Here is a 19,339-nt window from a genome sequence, read left to right as displayed (position 1 = left end):
GCACAGGATAGCGTCACTATCCAAGGCATATACCGTCACTATATTTAAACCGACATTTCGGGCTTTTAGCTCTAGTTTCTGCGCTGTGTAGGCAGGGTAAATTCCTGCGAATCACAAATCACTCCATTCTCGTCCGCCACTGCGACACGGAATGTCACTTCACCGTCTTTCAACCTTTCGCCGGCATGGATCGAAGCCGTATAACGGATACCCTCACCCGGAAGAATTTCCTCTATCATCACCGAAGGAGAGATGCCGAGATGCTTCACCTTTTCTACCGTTTCCACCACAGGAACCACATTATAGACAGGCTTTCTTCCTTCATTCATAATCTCAAAAATGATCTTGCTATTTTCTCCCGCATCAATCACATGGCTACGATTATCATCAATGAAACGGATCTTGCGCAACTTCAGTTGAGAAATAGGCGGCTGCACTTGCGGATGCTTCTTATACTTTTGCACACGTACTTCCCGTACTTCAGGAACATACGCATCCTCTTCTATCTGTTCTTGTCTCGGTGCCGTCAACGCATTTCCAATAGCCGCACCGGCAATGGTTCCTACAATATTTCCAATAGCAGAGCCACGATAACCGCCCCTCCAGCCATGATTATTATCTCCGATAAGTCCGCCTATCGAACCTCCCAGACTACCTCCGATAGAAGCACCTGCCATGATAGCTCCCGGATTTCCCATACGCCCCGACGCACATCCACTCAAAAGCAAAGCGGAAAGCAAAATTACTGTTAGTTGTTTCTTCATGAGCCTCTCTATTTAGTGTTATTATTTATTCTACCACTTTAAAACGAGCGAAACGCAACAATAGTTGTTTATCTCCCGCATTTTTAAAATGAATAGTGGCTTTCGCATTGTCTCCCGTTCCTTCCACTTTCAGCACTTCGCCCAATCCGAAACGTTCGTGCTCTATCATCTGTCCGACTTGTACTCCCGCTACCGATGCCGAACCGGAAGACGCCATCTGCGCACCGCTATTTCCACCAACAGCACTTACCTTCTTCAAATTTCTCGGTACACTGGGAGCAATAATCTGCGCTTTCGGACGTTGCTGTAAGGAAGCGCGGAAACGTCCCGCACCTTCATCAACAGCACGGCTCACTCCTGCTTCATGAGGCAACCGCAAATAATCAACATCAATATCACGCAGAAAACGGCTGGGACTTCCAAACTCCATCTTTCCGTAACGGAAACGGGTTTTGGCAAAAGACAGATAACAATGTTCTTCCGCACGGGTAATAGCTACATAGAACAAGCGACGTTCTTCTTCCAGCGCCCGGGGAGAATCTCCTACCATCCCGCTGGGAAACAGATTTTCTTCCAGACCGACCACAAATACATTCTTAAACTCCAATCCTTTAGCCGAATGAACGGTCATCAACGTTATCTTTTCTCCGTCATCCGCCTTATCGGAGTCCTGATCAGTGAGCAATGCAATCTCCGAAAGGAAATCAGTAAGAGACACATTCGGATTGCCCTCCTCCTGCCGCAAAGCGCAGAAGTCGTTCATTCCATTCACCAACTCTTCTATATTCTCTTTACGACTCAGATTCTCAGGTGATGTGTCCTGACAAACATCATTGATAATACCGGACTGACGGATAATATCCGTTCCTATTGCATAAGCGTTCTTATCCGCCTGATCAGCAATAAAACCTTCTATCAGTTTACGAAAGCCCTGTAGTTTTGCATGAGTTCCCTTATTTATATCCAGTCCGTAACTCAAGGGTTCGCAAACTGCCGCCCAAAGACTTACGCCATGATTGGTAGCCGCCGATATAATCTTCCCGACCGTAGTATCTCCAATGCCACGAGCCGGATAATTAATGATTCGTTTGAATGCTTCTTCATCATTCGGATTCACTACCAAACGGAAATAAGCAATCACGTCTTTTATTTCTTTCCGTTGATAAAACGAGAGTCCCCCATATATCTTATAAGGCATACTCCGTTTCCGAAGAGCCTCTTCGAAAATACGGCTTTGCGCATTCGTACGATACAAAATGGCAAATTCAGCATATCCGTAATGAAACTCCCGCCGCAGCTCCGCAATCTTATTAGCCACAATATCACCCTCTTCCACATCACTATACGCCTGGAACACGCCGATAGGTTCGCCCTTTTCTTTCTCCGAGAACACGGCTTTCCGTATCTGACGTTCGTTCTTTTCAATCAGGCTATTGGCTGCACAAACAATGGTTTGTGTGGAACGGTAATTCTGTTCCAGTTTAAAGACTTTCGTATTGGGGTAGATTTTCGTGAAATAGAGAATATTATCAATATCCGCCCCACGGAAAGAATAAATACTTTGCGCATCGTCTCCCACGACACAGACACGTTGATTCTCCTTTGTCAGTTGCAGAACAATGCTATGCTGCGCATAATTCGTATCCTGATACTCATCCACCAGCACATAACGGAACTGATCCCGATAGCGTGCCAGCACTTCCGGAAAGTCACGAAACAGAATATAGGTATATACCAATAAATCATCAAAATCCATCGCTCCCGCCTGATGGCATCTGTCCCAATAACGGGTATAGATATCACGGATAGCAGGCATCTTGGCAGCCATATCTCCTTCGTAAGCCTCTTTATTAGCTGCATACCCCGTAGGAGTGACCAAATGGTTTTTTGCATTGGAGATGCGTGCCTGCACTACTCCCGGCTTATAAGTTTTCTCGTCCAACCCCATCTCTTTGATGATGGAACGAAGCAGGCTCTTACTATCAGCCGTATCATAGATGGTGAACTGGGAAGTAAATCCAATATATTGTGCTTCAGCACGAAGAATACGTGAGAAAATGGAATGAAAAGTACCCATCCACAAATAACGTGCCCGTTCCATACCTACCTGCCGGGCAATACGCTCTTTCATCTCGCGCGCAGCCTTATTCGTAAAGGTCAGCGCAAGGATATTCCACGGATTATATCCGTTCTCCTGTTCCAGCAAGTAAGCGATTTTATAAGTCAACACGCGCGTCTTCCCCGAACCTGCACCGGCTATCACCAGCGAAGGACCGTCATTATAAGTCACTGCAGCACACTGACTCTCATTCAATTCATCTATATAATTGGTATTCATAACAGCATTATAAAAACAATGTGGATTTTTAACAAACCCTTGGCATTCAAATTTGTTCTCAATACAAAAGTATAATATTCATTCGAGAATGAAGGTATTTTTATGAATTTTCATCACTAACTATTTTAACCTAACCCCAAAAAGCAATGAAAAGGAGTATATTTTTATCAATTATTTTGAGTTTGTTTCTGGTTGCCTGCATTCCACAGGCAATGGCACAAAAGCAGAGCCGTCTGGAAAAGCTGCTAAGGTATCTGAACGATAATGACGCCGACAAATGGCAGAAAAACCGTGATAAGATAGATGACGAGACGCAAACCTATTACGCTGAGGAACTGGCATTGTTGGATGTTCTCAACGGATTGTGGAACGGACAAAGTGAGCAAGCTGCCACCAACTATTTCGGCTGCTACGAAAAGGCCGCGAAAGCTTATTTTCCGAATATCTGCGAAGAAGAGAAAATACAGCTTTCCAACATACAAGGCAAAGCGGAACAGGCTGTTATCTCCATCCTGGAAGCATCGAAAGAGCAGATTCCCTTTAGCAAAACATTGATGGACAGCATCCAGTCAAGCGGCTATACGGCAGACTCCGCCCTCTTGCAGAAGGTGCGGGACATCCGCGAACTGGCCTTACTGGAAGGGATGCTGAAAACACCTGCGCCGAACATCTATCAAACGTATACCTCGGAATATCCGAACGGCAAGTTTATCTCTCAAATCAACACTGCGGAGAACAAACGGCTTTATCAGATCGTAAAGAGTAATCCGACCTCTGCGAATTTTAAGGCATTCTTTGATAATGCCGCCATGCAGAAATTCTTCACTGATAAAGATACACGCCCCTTCCTTTCGGAAGTCCGCACGTTATACGACGATTTTCTATTTCAAGGGATTGACAGCCTCCGGGAGAAAGGAAACGCAACAGCTATCCGGCAGACCATTGACGAGTATAAGCAATCACCTTATCTGACTTCCACAGCACGTACGCACCTGGATGACCTTGAATATCTTAGCGAAAAAGCTGATTTTGAACTTTTAAAACCTGCCATTGTCAGTTCCGAATCGTTAAGTATGTTGCAGGATTTTCTTTGTACACACAGATACAAGGAATTTCGCGACCAGGCCAACGCACTGCGGGCACCATTTATTCTGCAAACAATCATATCCACCCCTACTTCCGTGAAATATTATAATGGAGGGCGGCTGATAAAGTCTGCGGAAAACGACAGCACAGGGACCACTTCGACCACTTATTCGTATGACGATAAAGGACAGCTCGTCTCCACCCTGGCACTTACCATGAAGAACGGGCAGCCAGACAATGAAATACAGACGAATAGATTATACGACCCGCAAGGTCACTGCATCTTTGAGGTACAAACGAATCCGAAAACCAAAACGGATCTCTACCGGCGGACACGCCGCATCGGTACCGATGGAAGTATCGAGAGTGATTCGCTCAAATATGCAGATGGAAGAGTCGTCATAAGCTCCTACAACAAACAGGGATTATTGACCGAAACCAAAGAATATAATAAGAACGGAGAACTTCAGGCATACACCGCCAACAAATATGATGATAAAGGAAGATTGATTTCATCCCAACATCAGAACTTGCTTTTTGCCAATTCTCCGGATCAGATTATTTCACAAAAAGATGCTTATGAATACGATAAATATGGTTATCTGTCACAGATTGTCTACCAACGGATTTTGGGTAATAACCAAAAAACGTCCGGATGCCTGACTTGCCTGTATGATAAATACGGGAACCGGATTGACGGCAATTCTTATTATGAATATGACAATACGGGCCAATGGATCTGCCGGACCAACCGTGATCACCCGAAAGAGGTGGAACGTATACAGTACATTTACAAATAAAGCAAGATGCTGTGAACATTTTGCAGAAGGCTTCTGTTATTTATAGTATAACAAGCCAATTAAAACTTGTAACATTATGAATACAATATTAATGTCTTTAATTATGATGACCATGACTTACGAAATGCCTAAACTTCCTTACGCAAACAACGCGTTGGAACCTGTAATCAGTCAGCAAACAATAGATTTCCATTACGGAAAACATCTACAAACGTATGTAAATAATCTGAATAGCCTCGTGCCCGGAACAGAATATGAAGGTAAAACGGTAGAAGAAATCGTTGCAACCGCACCGGATGGAGCTATATTCAATAACGCCGGACAAGTATTGAATCACAATCTGTACTTCCTGCAATTTGCCCCGAAACCATCAAAGAAGGAGCCGGCAGGCAAACTGGGAGAAGCCATCAAACGTGATTTCGGTAGCTTTGAAAACTTCAAGAAAGAATTCAACGCTGCAGCAGTCGGATTGTTCGGCTCAGGATGGGCCTGGCTATCCGTTGGTAAAGACGGTAAACTGAAAATCACAAAAGAAGCCAACGGCAGCAATCCGGTACGTGCCGGTTTGAAACCGCTTCTCGGATTTGACGTTTGGGAACACTCCTATTATCTGGATTATCAGAACCGCCGCGCCGACCATGTAAATGCCCTGTGGGATATCATCGACTGGGATGTGGTTGAAAAAAGAATGTAATCGGATTTACTAGCAAAACTAGACTTATGAAAAAGGTCGTTGTGTTTTTCACAGCGACCTTTTTTACAGATTAAAAAAAACAAACTTTTATTGTATATCAGACGCATTAGTTGTATTTTTGCAACTCATAAACTAGCATAACAAACAATTATGGTACTATATAAAAGAGAAGAGATACGATTTATTGTCTCCATTGCCGTTCTCCTTTTCTTCCCCCTTTTCTGCAACGCTGCCGCTACAGAAGAACCAGAGGAAGAGATCCTGTTCATTACCTCATACAATTCTGACACTAAATATACCTACGATAATATCAGCACATTTATAGAAACCTACACCCAGTTGGGAGGAAGATACTCGACTATTGTAGAAAACATGAATGCGACAGATTTGACGCAGGCGCACCAATGGAAAAAAACATTAACCGATATTTTGGACAAACATCCAAAAGCTAAATTAGTGATCCTTTTGGGTGGTGAGGCATGGAGCAGTTTCCTTCATCTTGAAGATGAGAAATATAAGCAGCTTCCTGTTTTCTGCGCAATGGCATCACGCAACGGCATCCGTATTCCGGAAGATTCAATCGATATCCGGAACTATAATCCTGTAAGTATCGACTTAACGGAACGAATGAAGGAGTACAACGTAAAATACTGTGATACATACGAATATAATATCAGCAAAGATATCGAAATGATACAGGATTTCTACCCGGACACAGAGCACCTGGTATTTGTATCGGATAATACCTACAACGGACTTGCCGAATTGGCATGGTTCAAGAAAAACCTGCAACATTTCCCGCACTTATCCATCACCTACATTGACGGCCGCATCCACACACTCGATATGGCTACCAATCAATTGCGCAATCTTCCCAGAAACACAGCAATGCTTCTGGGTATCTGGAGAATTGACAGCCGGGGTATCACTTACATGAACAACTCCGTTTATGCTTTTTCCAAAGCCAATCCGCTCCTGCCTATGTTCAGTATGACTTCCACTGCAATAGGTTATTGGGCCATCGGGGGATATGTCCCGCAATATGAAGGAGTGGGAAAAAGCATGGGAGAATATGCTTACCGCTTTTTAGACCAGAAGGAAACGGGTATCAGCAGCATCAATGTCTTACCCAACAGATATAAATTTGACGCGAAGAAACTAAAAGAATGGGGATTTGAAAACAAGAAGTTGCCTGTCAACTCAATGGTTATCAATCAACCCATCCCCTTCTTTGTAGCTTATAAGACAGAAGTGCAGTTTATCCTGATTATATTCCTCGTATTAGTAGGAAGTCTGATGATTTCCCTGTACTATTATTACCGGACTAAAATACTGAAAAATCACCTTGAAAGAACCACGCAACAATTAAGGGAAGATAAAGAGAAACTGGAAAAGTCTGAAATTGAATTACGTGACGCCAAAGAGCGCGCCGAAGAAGCCAATCAATTAAAAAGTGCCTTTGTCTCGAATATGAGCCACGAGATTCGGACACCGTTAAACGCGATTGTAGGTTTCTCCAGCTTGATTATCGGTTCGGTAGAGCAGAATAATGAACTGAAAGAATACGCGGATATCGTCCAGACTAATTCCAGTTTATTGCTCCAACTGATTAGCGATGTACTGGATATATCACGCCTGGAATCAGGAAAGCTGCAATTCAACTATGGATGGTGTGAGCTAGTGAAGCATTGCCAGAATATGATTACCCTCACCAACCGGAACAAGACAGTGGATGTAGACATCAAACTCCAAATGCCTAAAGAGCCTTACATGCTCTACACGGACCCTTTGCGTCTGCAACAGATTATTATCAACCTGCTGAATAATGCCTTGAAATTCACTCCTGCCGGAGGAAGTATCACGCTGGATTATAAAGTGGACGAAGAAAAGCAATGTATGCTGTTCTCGGTGACAGATACCGGCACGGGAATCCCCGAAGATAAACAGGAACTCGTATTCCAACGTTTCGAAAAGCTGAATGAATTCGTGCAGGGCACAGGGTTGGGACTGGCTATCTGTAAACTGACCATCCAATATATGGGAGGTGATATATGGATTGACAAGAGCTACAAAAATGGCGCCCGATTTATCTTTTCTCATCCCATCAAAAAACAGGAATCAACAGAAAAATGAAAAAAAACCGACTGATTTAGTGTTTTTCTGTTTCTTTTTCGCTTACTTTGCCCCCGTAAAGACAAAGGGGTGCCCCACGAGGGGCTGAGATTATACCCTAGGAACCTGAGGCAGTTAGCACTGACGTAGGGATTGTGTTTCTTCTTATCGCCTTTCTATTTAAGCACGCTCTTTGTATTTACTTTCAACTTATTTATTCTGATAGGACAATGAAAGTACAAGTGAACAACAAAGAGGTGGAAATGACTCCTGACTCTACCCTTACGCAACTGACAGCACAGCTCGAACTTCCGGTTCAAGGCATTGCTATCGCCGTAAACAACAAAATGATTCCCCGTACCGAATGGGAACGTTTCATTCTGCACGAGAACGATAACCTGGTGATTATCAAAGCCGCTTGCGGAGGGTAAGGAGATGATTAGTCTACAATTTATCACGCATCAGACCGAACGGTATTCATACCTCGAATCGGCACGTATGGCACTCGAAGGCGGGTGCAAATGGATCCAGCTACGTATGAAAGACGCTCCTCTCGAAGAAGTGGAGGCAGTAGCCCTGCAACTGAAGCCGCTTTGCAAAGAGCACGAAGCAATCCTGATTCTGGATGACCACGTCGAACTGGCCCAAAAGCTGGAAGTGGACGGTGTGCATCTAGGCAAAAAGGATATGCCTATCGACCAAGCCCGCCAAATACTTGGTGAAGCCTTTATTATCGGCGGCACTGCAAACACTTTCGAAGATGTCGTACAGCACTATCGTGCCGGAGCCGATTATCTCGGCATCGGTCCTTTCCGGTTTACTACCACTAAAAAGAATCTAAGCCCCGTACTGGGTTTGGAGGGATATTCTTCTATTCTTTCACAGATGAAGGAAGCGAATATCGAAATCCCCGTTGTAGCTATCGGAGGAATCACTTTTGAGGATATTCCTGCCATACTTCATACAGGAGTAAATGGAATAGCCCTGTCAGGAACTATTCTCGGAGCAGATAATCCGGTAGAAGAAACACGTAGAATCATTGAAAGTGATTTATAATTTGTCAAATAATAAATGGGATTTTTTAGGCACGGATTACGCTGTTGCTTTATGCAATCATATTTCTAAAACCGTGAAATCCGTGTAATCCGTGCCTAAAATGACAATATCCCGCAGGGAAACCTTGCCGGGGCGCTACGCCCCTAAATTAGCATTTAAATAATCAACTAAAATATATAGAATGGAAAAGTTAGTAATTGCGGGACGCGAATTTAACTCCCGTCTTTTTCTGGGAACAGGAAAATTCAATTCCAATGAAGTAATGGAACAAGCTATTCTGGCTTCGGGCACGGAAATGGTAACTGTTGCCATGAAACGAATCGACATGGATAACAAAGAAGACGACATGCTGAAACATATTATTCATCCGAATATTCAGTTATTGCCCAACACCTCCGGTGTACGTAACGCGGAAGAAGCAGTTTTTGCCGCACAACTGGCTCGAGAAGCTTTTGGAACAAACTGGCTGAAACTGGAAATTCATCCGGACCCGCGCTATCTGCTCCCCGACTCTATCGAAACACTGAAAGCTACGGAAGAACTGGTAAAATTAGGCTTTATCGTGTTACCTTATTGCCAGGCTGACCCTGTACTCTGCAAACGTCTGGAAGAAGCAGGCGCAGCTACCGTTATGCCGCTCGGTGCACCCATCGGTACAAACAAAGGATTGCAGACAAAAGAATTCCTGCAAATCATTATCGAACAGGCGGGTATCCCGGTGGTAGTGGATGCCGGTATCGGTGCACCCAGCCATGCTGCCGAAGCAATGGAACTGGGAGCTTCCGCTGTATTAGTGAATACCGCAATAGCCGTTGCCGGAAATCCGGTAGAAATGGCTAAAGCATTCAAAGCGGCTACAGAAGCCGGAAGACAGGCTTACGAAGCAGGATTAGGATTACAAGCCATCGACTTCGTAGCAGAAGCAAGTTCACCTCTAACGGCTTTTCTTGATTAAAACAAATAAACTATGGAACAAAAAATAAAATTCCCCCGCTCGCAGAAAGTCTATTTACCCGGTAAACTTTATCCGAATATCCGCGTTGCCATGCGGAAAGTGGAGCAAGTGCCCAGTGTCAGCTTTGAAGGCGAAGAAAAGATAGCAACACCGAATCCGGAAATATATGTATATGACACCAGCGGACCGTTCAGTGATGCGGAAATGAACATTGACCTCAAAAAGGGACTGCCCCGCATGCGCGAAGAATGGATCGTGGGTCGTGGTGATGTGGAACAACTTCCCGAAATTACTTCGGAATACGGACAAATGAGAAGGGATGATAAAAGCCTCGATCACTTACGTTTCGAACACATCGCCCTGCCCTACCGTGCTAAAAAAGGAGAAGCAATCACCCAAATGGCGTATGCCAAAAAAGGAATTATCACTCCTGAAATGGAATATGTAGCGATCCGCGAAAATATGAATTGTGAGGAACTGGGAATTAAAACTCACATTACCCCCGAATTTGTCCGTCAGGAGATTGCGGAGGGACGTGCTGTACTACCGGCCAACATCAACCACCCGGAAGCTGAACCGATGATTATCGGACGTAACTTCCTTGTAAAAATCAATACGAACATCGGAAATTCGGCTACTACCTCCAGCATCGACGAAGAAGTGGAGAAAGCACTATGGAGCTGTAAATGGGGTGGAGACACGTTGATGGATCTTTCCACAGGAGAAAACATCCATGAAACACGTGAATGGATTATCCGTAATTGTCCCGTACCGGTCGGCACTGTTCCTATTTATCAGGCACTTGAAAAAGTGAATGGCATAGTGGAAGACCTCACCTGGGAAATCTACCGGGACACATTGATTGAACAATGTGAACAAGGGGTAGATTACTTTACCATCCATGCAGGGATTCGCCGTCATAATGTCCATCTTGCCGATAATCGCTTGTGCGGCATTGTCAGCCGTGGAGGAAGTATTATGAGTAAATGGTGCCTCGTACACGATCAGGAAAGTTTCTTATATGATCATTTTGACGATATCTGTGATATTCTGGCACAATATGACGTAGCTGTGTCATTAGGTGACGGACTTCGCCCGGGTTCTATCTACGACGCAAACGATGAAGCGCAGTTTGCCGAACTCGATACCATGGGAGAACTGGTACTCCGTGCCTGGGATAAGAATGTTCAGGCATTTATTGAAGGCCCCGGACACGTTCCGATGCATAAAATTAAAGAGAACATGGAACGTCAGATTGAAAAATGCCATGACGCCCCCTTCTACACGCTCGGTCCGTTGGTGACGGATATTGCTCCCGGATATGACCATATCACGTCCGCTATCGGTGCCGCACAAATCGGATGGCTGGGTACGGCTATGCTTTGCTATGTCACTCCCAAAGAACATCTTGCCTTACCTGATAAAGAAGACGTACGCGTAGGAGTAATCACTTACAAGATAGCTGCTCATGCTGCCGATTTGGCAAAAGGGCACCCTGGTGCACAGGTACGGGACAACGCATTAAGCAAAGCTCGTTATGAGTTCCGATGGAAAGACCAATTCGACCTGTCTCTCGATCCGGAACGGGCACAGACCTATTTCCGTGCAGGACACCATATCGACGGAGAATATTGTACGATGTGCGGACCTAATTTCTGTGCGATGAAATTGTCACGCGATCTAAAGAAAAGTGCCAAAGGCAATAAATAATGAGTGTTGGAAAACAGAAGGTCAACCTGCACCTCATTTCTAATTTTTAATTTATAATTGAATAAAATGTTCTCAGACGAATTAGAAAAAATATCCTGGGAAGAGACGACAAAAGCCATCTATTCCAAGACAGATGCTGACGTACGCCATGCGTTAGGCAAAAAAGAACATCTGGATGTCAATGACTTTATGGCGCTGATTTCACCTGCCGCCACTCCCTATCTGGAAGTGATGGCACGCCTTAGTCAGAAATATACAATGGAACGGTTCGGTAAGACAATCTCTATGTTTGTACCGCTCTACCTGACTAATTCATGTACTAATTCCTGTGTCTATTGTGGTTTTCACATCAGTAATCCGATGAAGAGAACGATACTGACAGAGGAAGAGATTGTCAATGAATACAAAGCTATCAAACGGTTGGCTCCTTTTGAGAATCTACTGCTTGTGACCGGTGAAAACCCGGCTGCAGCAGGTGTTCCATACATTGCCCGGGCGTTGGATTTGGCAAAACCTTACTTTAGCAACCTGCAGATTGAAGTAATGCCTCTTAAAGCGGAAGAATATAAAGAACTGACCAATCATGGTCTGAACGGAGTGATCTGTTTTCAGGAGACTTACCATAAAGCAAATTACAAGACGTATCATCCGAGAGGCATGAAGTCGAAATTCGAATGGCGGGTAAATGGCTTCGACCGCATGGGCCAGGCAGGTGTACACAAGATTGGCATGGGGGTCCTGATCGGCCTGGAGGAATGGCGAACCGATGTAACGATGATGGCTTATCATCTGCGTTATTTACAGAAGCATTACTGGAAAACAAAATACAGCGTAAACTTCCCACGTATGCGTCCGTCTGAAAACGGCGGATTCCAGCCGAATGTGGTCATGAACGACCGGGAACTCGCCCAACTCACATTCGCCATGCGAATCTTCGACCACGATGTAGATATCTCCTATTCCACCCGTGAGAGCGCAGAAATCCGAAACCACATGGCAACACTTGGCGTAACCACAATGAGTGCGGAAAGTAAAACTGAACCGGGAGGATATTTCAGTTATCCTCAAACCCTGGAACAATTTCATGTAAGTGATGAGCGAAAGGCGGTTGAAGTGGAACGTGATTTGAAAAAACTGGGTCGTGAACCGATCTGGAAAGATTGGGACCAGTCTTTTGATTTTAAAAGATAAACAGATGCGATACGACAGACAAATCATACTTCCCGAAATCGGAGAAGAAGGTCAGAAGAAACTGCAGGAAGCTAAAGTGCTTATTGTAGGCGTGGGAGGGTTAGGCTCTCCCATCGCTCTCTACCTGACAGGTGCAGGCGTGGGATGCCTGGGGTTGGTAGATGACGACTTGGTAAGCATCAGTAACCTGCAACGACAAGTGCTCTATTCCGAAAAGGAATTAGGTAGACCGAAAGCAGTCTGTGCAGCGGAACGACTCTCCGCTCTTAACAGTGAAATCGAAATACACCCCTACTCTGCCCGGCTGACGAAAAACAATGCGCATGATATCATTCAGGAATATGATATAGTGGTGGATGGCTGCGACAACTTTGCCACCCGTTACCTGATTAACGACATTTGCATTGAACAGAAAAAGCCCTACGTATATGGTGCTATCTGCGGTTTTGAAGGACAGGTTTCTGTGTTCAACTACGGAAATCAGAAGAAAAACTACCGGGACCTTTATCCCGATGAAGAAGAAATGCAACGGATGCCTCCTCCGCCCAAAGGAGTGATGGGGGTTACTCCTGCCATTGTAGGGAGCATTGAAGCTACGGAAGTACTGAAAATAATCTGTGGGTTTGGTGATGTTTTAGCCGGCGAACTATGGACAATTGACCTGCGGACATTGCAATCTAACAAATTTTCACTATAAAGGTTGGTTTCTAACACAGTTAATTAGTAACTTTGCTAGACAATCCAATTTTAACAAAAGAAATGAAACTAATTGTAGTTACCACCCCTACTTTCTTCGTCGAAGAAGATAAGATTATTACCGCTCTTTTCGAAGAGGGGCTGGATGTCCTACATCTTAGGAAGCCGGAGACTCCGGCCATGTATTCGGAACGACTATTGACACTTATTCCGGATAAATATCACCGTCGCATCGTTACACATGAGCATTTTTATCTGAAAGAAGAATTCAATCTGATGGGAATTCACCTGAATGCACGTAACCCCAAAGAGCCGCATGATTATTATGGTCATATCAGTTGCTCCTGCCATTCAGTGGAAGAGGTAAAGAATAGAAAGCACTTTTACGACTATGTTTTTATGAGTCCTATCTATGACAGTATCTCTAAAGTGAATTACTATTCAACATACACTGCCGAAGAGTTACGCGAAGCACAAAGAGCCAAGATTATCGACTCGAAAGTGATGGCATTGGGAGGTATCAATGAAGACAATTTACTGGAAATTAAGGATTTCGGTTTTGGAGGGGCTGTCGTTTTAGGAGATCTCTGGAATAGATTCGATGCCTGTCAGGATCAAAACTATTTAGCCGTAATCGAACATTTCAAAAAACTGAAGAAGCTATCAGATTAATAAATAGCCGATAATAAAACTGGCTATGCTTTTCATTTTACCCAATAAGAAAGGCACTTTTCCCAATCATGAAATATTAAAAAAAGCCGTTGCAGAAGATAATTCGCAACGGCTTTCTATATTTTCAGTGTTTTCTTATCAGAACTTATATCCTACAACAATAGAGAAGTTCATATTTTTAGGATTACCAACTTTTTGTACGTCAACCAAACCGAATTGGCCTTCCAAACCTGCAATGATTTTACCGAATTCCAATGCAACTCCAACACCAAGACCTGCATCAAAACGTTTCAAAGCATCGTCACCAAACGTATCTTCCTTATACTCTACATCACCCATATCCATTTTCGATTTTCCTGCAATTCCACATGCCAAATAAGGACCTGCATTAACCACAAGATTAGTATTGTCTGCAACATTAAAACGAGCAGCAGCCATTACCGGTAATTCCAAATAATAAGCGTTGATAGTCAATTCATCTTTTTTGGCACCTTTGCTAGTCAGGTATAATGAAGGCTGCAATGACCATGTATCATTAAAAGCATATTCAAAACCTCCACCAAGTTTGAAACCAATCTTAGCATTCATATCAGCATCTCCTGTGTAATTACTGATGTTCATACCTACTTTGGCATTCCAACCTGTAATTTGAGAAAAACCTGCTACTGAAATCAGCGCAAATAAAACAAACAAAACACTCTTCTTCATAATTTTAAAGTTTTAAATTAATACTAAAGGTTTTTATTGACCTCATTGTTTAACAATGCAAATGTATAATTGTAATTTGTATTAAACAACTTTTTCGTTAACGAGTGCGTAATTTATAGAGTTTATACATAAAAAAAGGGAATTCCCTATTTTTGAGAACTCCCTTTCCTATTTTGTTGAATTACTTTTCTTCTTATCAAAATGCGTAGTGGAAACCAATTGAAAGGTCTTCGCTAGTAAGATTAAGTCCGAATGAATGCTTAATAGGAGCATAATCCCCATCATAATCCATATTTCTCCGGTAACCCAAGAAACCATACTTAGCTATAAAAGAGAAATGGTCATTCAGTTTAACTGCGATTCCCGGTCTCAAACCAACTTGACCTCTTTTAAAAGTATCTCCATCCTTCACTTTATCAAAACCGATTGAAGCGGTTCCATCTAAGAATAAACGAACAATACCACTTTCATAATAAGAGAAACGGATATACGGAGCAAAATCAAATGAATTCATAGAAACTTTGTTTGCATACTCATGTCCATACGCTAATTCAGCACCCAGCGCCCATGTTTCATTAAAGTTGTATCCAATTTCCGGAGCAATTTTAAAAGAAGTTGTGTTGCCTGTGCTGTTACGCCAAACGTTCAAAGATCCGCCTACGTAAATGTCTTGTGCTTTTACAGCGATAGTTGCTAACATCACAACTACCAATAATAAACCCTTTTTCATTTTTTTTGTTTTTTAAATTAAACGTTAGACCCCAATTCGGTCGATTGATTTCTGAGGTACAAATGTAAATCAGTTTTTATGAATGAACAAATATTTAGTTAGTTTTCTACAATAAACACCAAATAAATGTTTAACAGAGGCTCTGTACCTCTTATATAGCAGCACAAAATTCTAGCTATACGATTCTTATTCAAATGGATTGCATGTAGTGAGTGTCGCCCTGCCATAATAAGCCGAAGGATTTAAGAAGTAATGAGGACTGTTTCTTTAAGATTTAGTATCTTTGACGAGTAGTAAGCCTTTCAGCTATCAGACACAGACGCGTTTGACTAACTTTGTATAGTGTAAATGCTTCGTTATTATGAAAATAAAGGCAATAAAACAGTTAGTTTAAACGATTTGTTATGTCAATAGAAATAAAGTATTTCGAGAACAGAAAAGATTGGCGAAAGTGGTTGAATGACAACTTTGAGACTGCCAATGAAGTTTGGTTTGTATTTCCCAGTAAGTCTTCAGGCGAAAAAAGTATCACATACAACGACGCTGTTGAAGAAGCTCTTTGTTTTGAGTGGATTGACAGTACGATAAAATCGCTCGACAAAGAACATAAAATTCAGCATTTCACACCTAGAAACCCTAAAAGTACCTATTCGCAAGCCAACAAAGAAAGACTTAAGTGGTTATTGGAAAATAGGATGATACACCCTAAATTTGAGGATAAAATACGAAATGTATTGTCTGCTCCTTTCATTTTTCCCCATGATATAATTGACAGATTGAAAGAAGATAAGACAATATGGGAAAACTATCTACATTTTTCCGACGCATATAAACGTATCCGAATTGCATACATTGAAGCAGCCAGGAAACGCCCGGAAGAATTTGAAAAGCGATTAAACAACTTTATCAATAAAACGAAAGAAAATAAAAAGATCACAGGATTTGGTGGAATTGAGAAATACTATTAATCTCAACTAAAAATCAATGATAATCTAAAATAAAATAGACTGCAAATACTTTCACAAGTATTTACAGTCTATTTATCAGATAGTTAAGTACCTAACCAGTGTATTCAACTACCCTTCTATAGCTGCCTGCGCCGCAGCCAGTCTGGCAATCGGTACTCTAAATGGAGAACAACTAACGTAGTTCAAACCTACCCGGTGACAGAACTTCACTGAAGAAGGCTCACCACCATGTTCACCACAGATACCACATTTCAAGTCCGGACGGATAGCACGGCCTTTTTCTGTAGCCATACGTACCAGCTGTCCCACACCATTCTGGTCGAGAACCTGGAACGGATCTACTTTCAAAATCTTCTTTTCCAAATAAACAGGAAGGAAAGAAGCTATATCATCACGAGAATAACCGAAGGTCATCTGCGTCAAGTCATTTGTACCGAATGAGAAGAACTCGGCAGAAGAAGCAATACGGTCGGCAGTCAAAGCAGCACGCGGGATTTCGATCATTGTACCTACTTTGAAGTCAATATTATCTCCCACTTCCTCAAACAATTTCTTAGCTTCCGAACGAATCACATTTTCCTGTTCCTTGAATTCATACAAGATACCAGTCAACGGAACCATGATTTCCGGATGAGTTTCCACTCCTTCTTTCTTTAGTTCCAATGCAGCACCCAAAATAGCACGCGTCTGCATTTGAGTAATTTCAGGATAAGTATTTCCTAAACGGCAACCACGGTGACCTAACATCGGATTATGTTCACACAGTGATTCTACACGTTGCTGGATATATTGCAGGCTTACACCCATCGTATCCGCCATTTCCTGCTGTCCCTTCAAATCATGAGGAACGAACTCATGCAAAGGAGGATCGAGCAAACGAACGGTTACCGGGCAACCAGCCATTGCTTTAAAGATACCCTTGAAGTCTTCTTGTTGATATGGAAGAATCTTAGCCAATGCTTTCCGACGTCCTTCTGCATTTTCCGCCAGGATCATTTCACGCATTGCTTTGATCTTTTCGCCTTCGAAGAACATATGTTCTGTACGGCAGAGGCCGATACCTACCGCACCGAAGTTACGTGCAACTTCCGCATCATGAGGAGTGTCCGCATTGGTACGTACCTGCAAACGAGTATATTTATCAGCCAGTGTCATCAATTCGGCAAAATCACCGGAAAGCTCCGCAGCTTTCGTTTCTACCTTACCATTATATACTACACCGGTACTTCCGTTCAGAGAGATATAGTCACCTTCTTTCAGCAACACACCGTCAATCTCCACCGTACGGTTTTTATAATCAATGTTCAATGCACCCGCACCCGACACACAGCATTTACCCATACCACGAGCCACAACAGCCGCGTGAGAAGTCATACCGCCACGAGCCGTAAGAATACCTTCGGCAACTGCCATACCGGCCAAGTCTTCCGGAGAAGTTTCGATACGAACCATCACCACACGTTTACCGGCAGCATGCCATTCGGCAGCGTCATCAGCGAAGAATACGATCTGACCGGTTGCAGCACCCGGAGAAGCCGGAAGACCACGGGTCAACACTTTAGCTTTCTTCAAAGCATCCTTATCGAATACAGGGTGAAGCAGTTCATCGAGTTTATTCGGTTCTACGCGCATCAAAGCAGTCTTTTCGTCAATCATGCCCTGACGGAGCAAATCCATAGCAATCTTCACCATGGCAGCACCTGTACGCTTACCGTTACGTGTCTGGAGGAACCAGAGTTTACCTTCCTGTACGGTGAACTCCATGTCCTGCATATCCTTATAGTGATTTTCCAGTTTAGTCTGGAGAGCATCCAGTTCTTTATAGATTTCCGGCATTGCTTCTTCCATTGAAGGGAATTTCGCTGCACGAACATCTTCGGTAACGCCAGCCAATACAGCCCAACGTTGAGAACCGATCTTAGTGATCTGTTGCGGAGTACGGATACCGGCCACTACGTCTTCACCTTGTGCGTTAATCAAGTATTCACCGTTGAAAAGGTCTTCACCTGTACCGGCATCCCGTGAGAAACAAACACCTGTAGCCGAGGTTTCTCCCATATTACCGAACACCATAGCCTGTACATTGACAGCTGTACCCCATTCATCAGGTATACTTTCCATCTTACGGTAAAGGATAGCGCGTTCATTCATCCATGAATCAAATACAGCACAGATAGCTCCCCAAAGTTGTTCGTATGCACCAGTCGGGAAATCTTTTCCGGTCTGTTCCTTTACGGCAGCTTTAAATTTCTTTACGAGTTCCTGCAAGTCTTCCACTTTCAACTCGTTATCCAGTTCTACCCCTTTCGCTTTCTTCACCTCTTCGATAATTGCTTCGAACGGGTCGATATCATCTTTATTGGTAGGTTTCATGCCCAACACAACATCACCGTACATCTGTACGAAACGACGGTAAGAGTCCCATGCAAAACGTGCATTCCCCGTCTTGCGGATAATACCTTCCACCACTTCATCATTCAATCCGAGATTCAGGATCGTATCCATCATACCCGGCATAGATGCGCGTGCACCGGAACGTACAGACACCAACAAAGGATTTTCAACGTCACCGAATTTAGATTTCATCAACGCTTCCACATGAGTGATCGCTTTTACAACTTCATCTTTCAGCAACTCAACCACTTTATCACGTCCTAACGTATTGTATTCCGTACAAACATCTGTAGTTATTGTGAATCCGGGAGGGACAGGAATTCCGATTAAATTCATTTCAGCAAGGTTGGCTCCCTTACCACCGAGCAAATTCTTCATGTCAGCCTTTCCTTCTGCCTGACCATTACCAAAGGTATAAACTCTTTTTTTATCCATAATATTGTGTTTAAAGTTACATTATGACTT

16 protein-coding genes and 1 riboswitch are annotated in these 19,339 nt (G+C 43.2%); of the genes, 11 read left to right on the top strand and 5 right to left on the bottom strand.

Features of this window, described 5'->3' with window-relative positions; all coding sequences use genetic code 11:
• Window positions 1–71: 71 nt before the first annotated feature.
• Window positions 72–764, bottom strand: coding sequence for a glycine zipper family protein (locus I2I04_RS15705; protein ID WP_195655411.1), 693 nt, complete (start codon window positions 762–764; stop codon window positions 72–74).
• Window positions 765–789: 25 nt separating this feature from the next.
• Entirely contained in the window at window positions 790–3,102 is a 2,313-nt protein-coding gene (locus tag I2I04_RS15700) for an ATP-dependent helicase (RefSeq protein WP_195472794.1), read from the bottom strand.
• Window positions 3,103–3,248: 146 nt separating this feature from the next.
• On the opposite strand from I2I04_RS15700, the gene I2I04_RS15695 reads away from it, so the two are divergent.
• The 10 genes from I2I04_RS15695 (at window position 3,249) to I2I04_RS15650 (ending at window position 14,074) form a co-directional block, all read left to right on the top strand.
• On the top strand, window positions 3,249–4,988 hold the full coding sequence (locus I2I04_RS15695) for an RHS repeat protein (protein ID WP_195655410.1): 1,740 nt from the start codon (window positions 3,249–3,251) through the stop codon (window positions 4,986–4,988).
• A 76-nt stretch (window positions 4,989–5,064) separates the two neighbouring features.
• Window positions 5,065–5,682 (top strand): superoxide dismutase, encoded by a 618-nt coding sequence (locus tag I2I04_RS15690; protein ID WP_008022648.1) that lies wholly within the window; start codon window positions 5,065–5,067, stop codon window positions 5,680–5,682.
• A 150-nt stretch (window positions 5,683–5,832) separates the two neighbouring features.
• Window positions 5,833–7,815: an ATP-binding protein gene (locus I2I04_RS15685; protein WP_143258705.1), complete on the top strand. Its 1,983-nt coding sequence runs from the start codon at window positions 5,833–5,835 to the stop codon at window positions 7,813–7,815.
• A gap of 55 nt (window positions 7,816–7,870) precedes the next feature.
• A riboswitch (TPP riboswitch) is annotated at window positions 7,871–7,964 on the top strand.
• A 60-nt stretch (window positions 7,965–8,024) separates the two neighbouring features.
• Window positions 8,025–8,225: a sulfur carrier protein ThiS gene (gene thiS, locus I2I04_RS15680; protein WP_143258706.1), complete on the top strand. Its 201-nt coding sequence runs from the start codon at window positions 8,025–8,027 to the stop codon at window positions 8,223–8,225.
• Window positions 8,226–8,229: 4 nt separating this feature from the next.
• Window positions 8,230–8,850 (top strand): thiamine phosphate synthase, encoded by a 621-nt coding sequence (locus tag I2I04_RS15675; RefSeq protein WP_143258707.1) that lies wholly within the window; start codon window positions 8,230–8,232, stop codon window positions 8,848–8,850.
• Window positions 8,851–9,031: 181 nt separating this feature from the next.
• Window positions 9,032–9,805: a thiazole synthase gene (locus tag I2I04_RS15670; protein ID WP_087321192.1), complete on the top strand. Its 774-nt coding sequence runs from the start codon at window positions 9,032–9,034 to the stop codon at window positions 9,803–9,805.
• A 12-nt stretch (window positions 9,806–9,817) separates the two neighbouring features.
• Window positions 9,818–11,515: a phosphomethylpyrimidine synthase ThiC gene (gene thiC, locus I2I04_RS15665; RefSeq protein ID WP_143258709.1), complete on the top strand. Its 1,698-nt coding sequence runs from the start codon at window positions 9,818–9,820 to the stop codon at window positions 11,513–11,515.
• Window positions 11,516–11,581: 66 nt separating this feature from the next.
• Complete coding sequence (gene thiH / locus I2I04_RS15660) at window positions 11,582–12,706, top strand: 2-iminoacetate synthase ThiH (RefSeq protein WP_195655409.1); 1,125 nt, start codon at window positions 11,582–11,584, stop codon at window positions 12,704–12,706.
• 4 nt (window positions 12,707–12,710) lie between these two features.
• The gene (locus I2I04_RS15655) at window positions 12,711–13,403 is read left to right on the top strand and encodes a HesA/MoeB/ThiF family protein (protein ID WP_195472798.1); all 693 of its coding nucleotides are present in this window, start codon (window positions 12,711–12,713) and stop codon (window positions 13,401–13,403) included.
• 62 nt (window positions 13,404–13,465) lie between these two features.
• On the top strand, window positions 13,466–14,074 hold the full coding sequence (locus I2I04_RS15650; protein ID WP_004313169.1) for a thiamine phosphate synthase: 609 nt from the start codon (window positions 13,466–13,468) through the stop codon (window positions 14,072–14,074).
• A 138-nt stretch (window positions 14,075–14,212) separates the two neighbouring features.
• Here I2I04_RS15650 and I2I04_RS15645 read toward each other — a convergent pair whose 3' ends face one another.
• Window positions 14,213–14,782, bottom strand: a complete 570-nt coding sequence (locus I2I04_RS15645; protein WP_195472799.1) for a porin family protein — start codon at window positions 14,780–14,782, stop codon at window positions 14,213–14,215.
• Window positions 14,783–14,978: 196 nt separating this feature from the next.
• The gene (locus I2I04_RS15640) at window positions 14,979–15,512 is read right to left on the bottom strand and encodes an outer membrane beta-barrel protein (protein WP_143258713.1); all 534 of its coding nucleotides are present in this window, start codon (window positions 15,510–15,512) and stop codon (window positions 14,979–14,981) included.
• Window positions 15,513–15,916: 404 nt separating this feature from the next.
• On the opposite strand from I2I04_RS15640, the gene I2I04_RS15635 reads away from it, so the two are divergent.
• Entirely contained in the window at window positions 15,917–16,480 is a 564-nt protein-coding gene (locus I2I04_RS15635; RefSeq protein WP_143258714.1) for a YdeI/OmpD-associated family protein, read from the top strand.
• A 108-nt stretch (window positions 16,481–16,588) separates the two neighbouring features.
• Here I2I04_RS15635 and ppdK read toward each other — a convergent pair whose 3' ends face one another.
• Window positions 16,589–19,309 (bottom strand): pyruvate, phosphate dikinase, encoded by a 2,721-nt coding sequence (ppdK, locus tag I2I04_RS15630; protein WP_143258715.1) that lies wholly within the window; start codon window positions 19,307–19,309, stop codon window positions 16,589–16,591.
• Window positions 19,310–19,339: the final 30 nt, after the last annotated feature.

Origin of the sequence: Bacteroides sp. 1001136B_160425_E2 (genome assembly GCF_015559655.1) — a bacterium.
GTDB classification, from domain to species: Bacteria; Bacteroidota; Bacteroidia; order Bacteroidales; family Bacteroidaceae; genus Bacteroides; species Bacteroides luhongzhouii.
This window is presented reverse-complemented; position numbering and strand designations above follow the sequence as displayed.

Coding starts and splice junctions, on each gene's coding strand:
- I2I04_RS15705 (WP_195655411.1), bottom strand. CDS start 764: ATGAAGAAACAACTAACAGTAATTTTGCTTTCCGCTTTGCTTTTGAGT.
- I2I04_RS15700 (WP_195472794.1), bottom strand. CDS start 3,102: ATGAATACCAATTATATAGATGAATTGAATGAGAGTCAGTGTGCTGCA.
- I2I04_RS15695 (WP_195655410.1), top strand. CDS start 3,249: ATGAAAAGGAGTATATTTTTATCAATTATTTTGAGTTTGTTTCTGGTT.
- I2I04_RS15690 (WP_008022648.1), top strand. CDS start 5,065: ATGAATACAATATTAATGTCTTTAATTATGATGACCATGACTTACGAA.
- I2I04_RS15685 (WP_143258705.1), top strand. CDS start 5,833: ATGGTACTATATAAAAGAGAAGAGATACGATTTATTGTCTCCATTGCC.
- thiS (WP_143258706.1), top strand. CDS start 8,025: ATGAAAGTACAAGTGAACAACAAAGAGGTGGAAATGACTCCTGACTCT.
- I2I04_RS15675 (WP_143258707.1), top strand. CDS start 8,230: ATGATTAGTCTACAATTTATCACGCATCAGACCGAACGGTATTCATAC.
- I2I04_RS15670 (WP_087321192.1), top strand. CDS start 9,032: ATGGAAAAGTTAGTAATTGCGGGACGCGAATTTAACTCCCGTCTTTTT.
- thiC (WP_143258709.1), top strand. CDS start 9,818: ATGGAACAAAAAATAAAATTCCCCCGCTCGCAGAAAGTCTATTTACCC.
- thiH (WP_195655409.1), top strand. CDS start 11,582: ATGTTCTCAGACGAATTAGAAAAAATATCCTGGGAAGAGACGACAAAA.
- I2I04_RS15655 (WP_195472798.1), top strand. CDS start 12,711: ATGCGATACGACAGACAAATCATACTTCCCGAAATCGGAGAAGAAGGT.
- I2I04_RS15650 (WP_004313169.1), top strand. CDS start 13,466: ATGAAACTAATTGTAGTTACCACCCCTACTTTCTTCGTCGAAGAAGAT.
- I2I04_RS15645 (WP_195472799.1), bottom strand. CDS start 14,782: ATGAAGAAGAGTGTTTTGTTTGTTTTATTTGCGCTGATTTCAGTAGCA.
- I2I04_RS15640 (WP_143258713.1), bottom strand. CDS start 15,512: ATGAAAAAGGGTTTATTATTGGTAGTTGTGATGTTAGCAACTATCGCT.
- I2I04_RS15635 (WP_143258714.1), top strand. CDS start 15,917: ATGTCAATAGAAATAAAGTATTTCGAGAACAGAAAAGATTGGCGAAAG.
- ppdK (WP_143258715.1), bottom strand. CDS start 19,309: ATGGATAAAAAAAGAGTTTATACCTTTGGTAATGGTCAGGCAGAAGGA.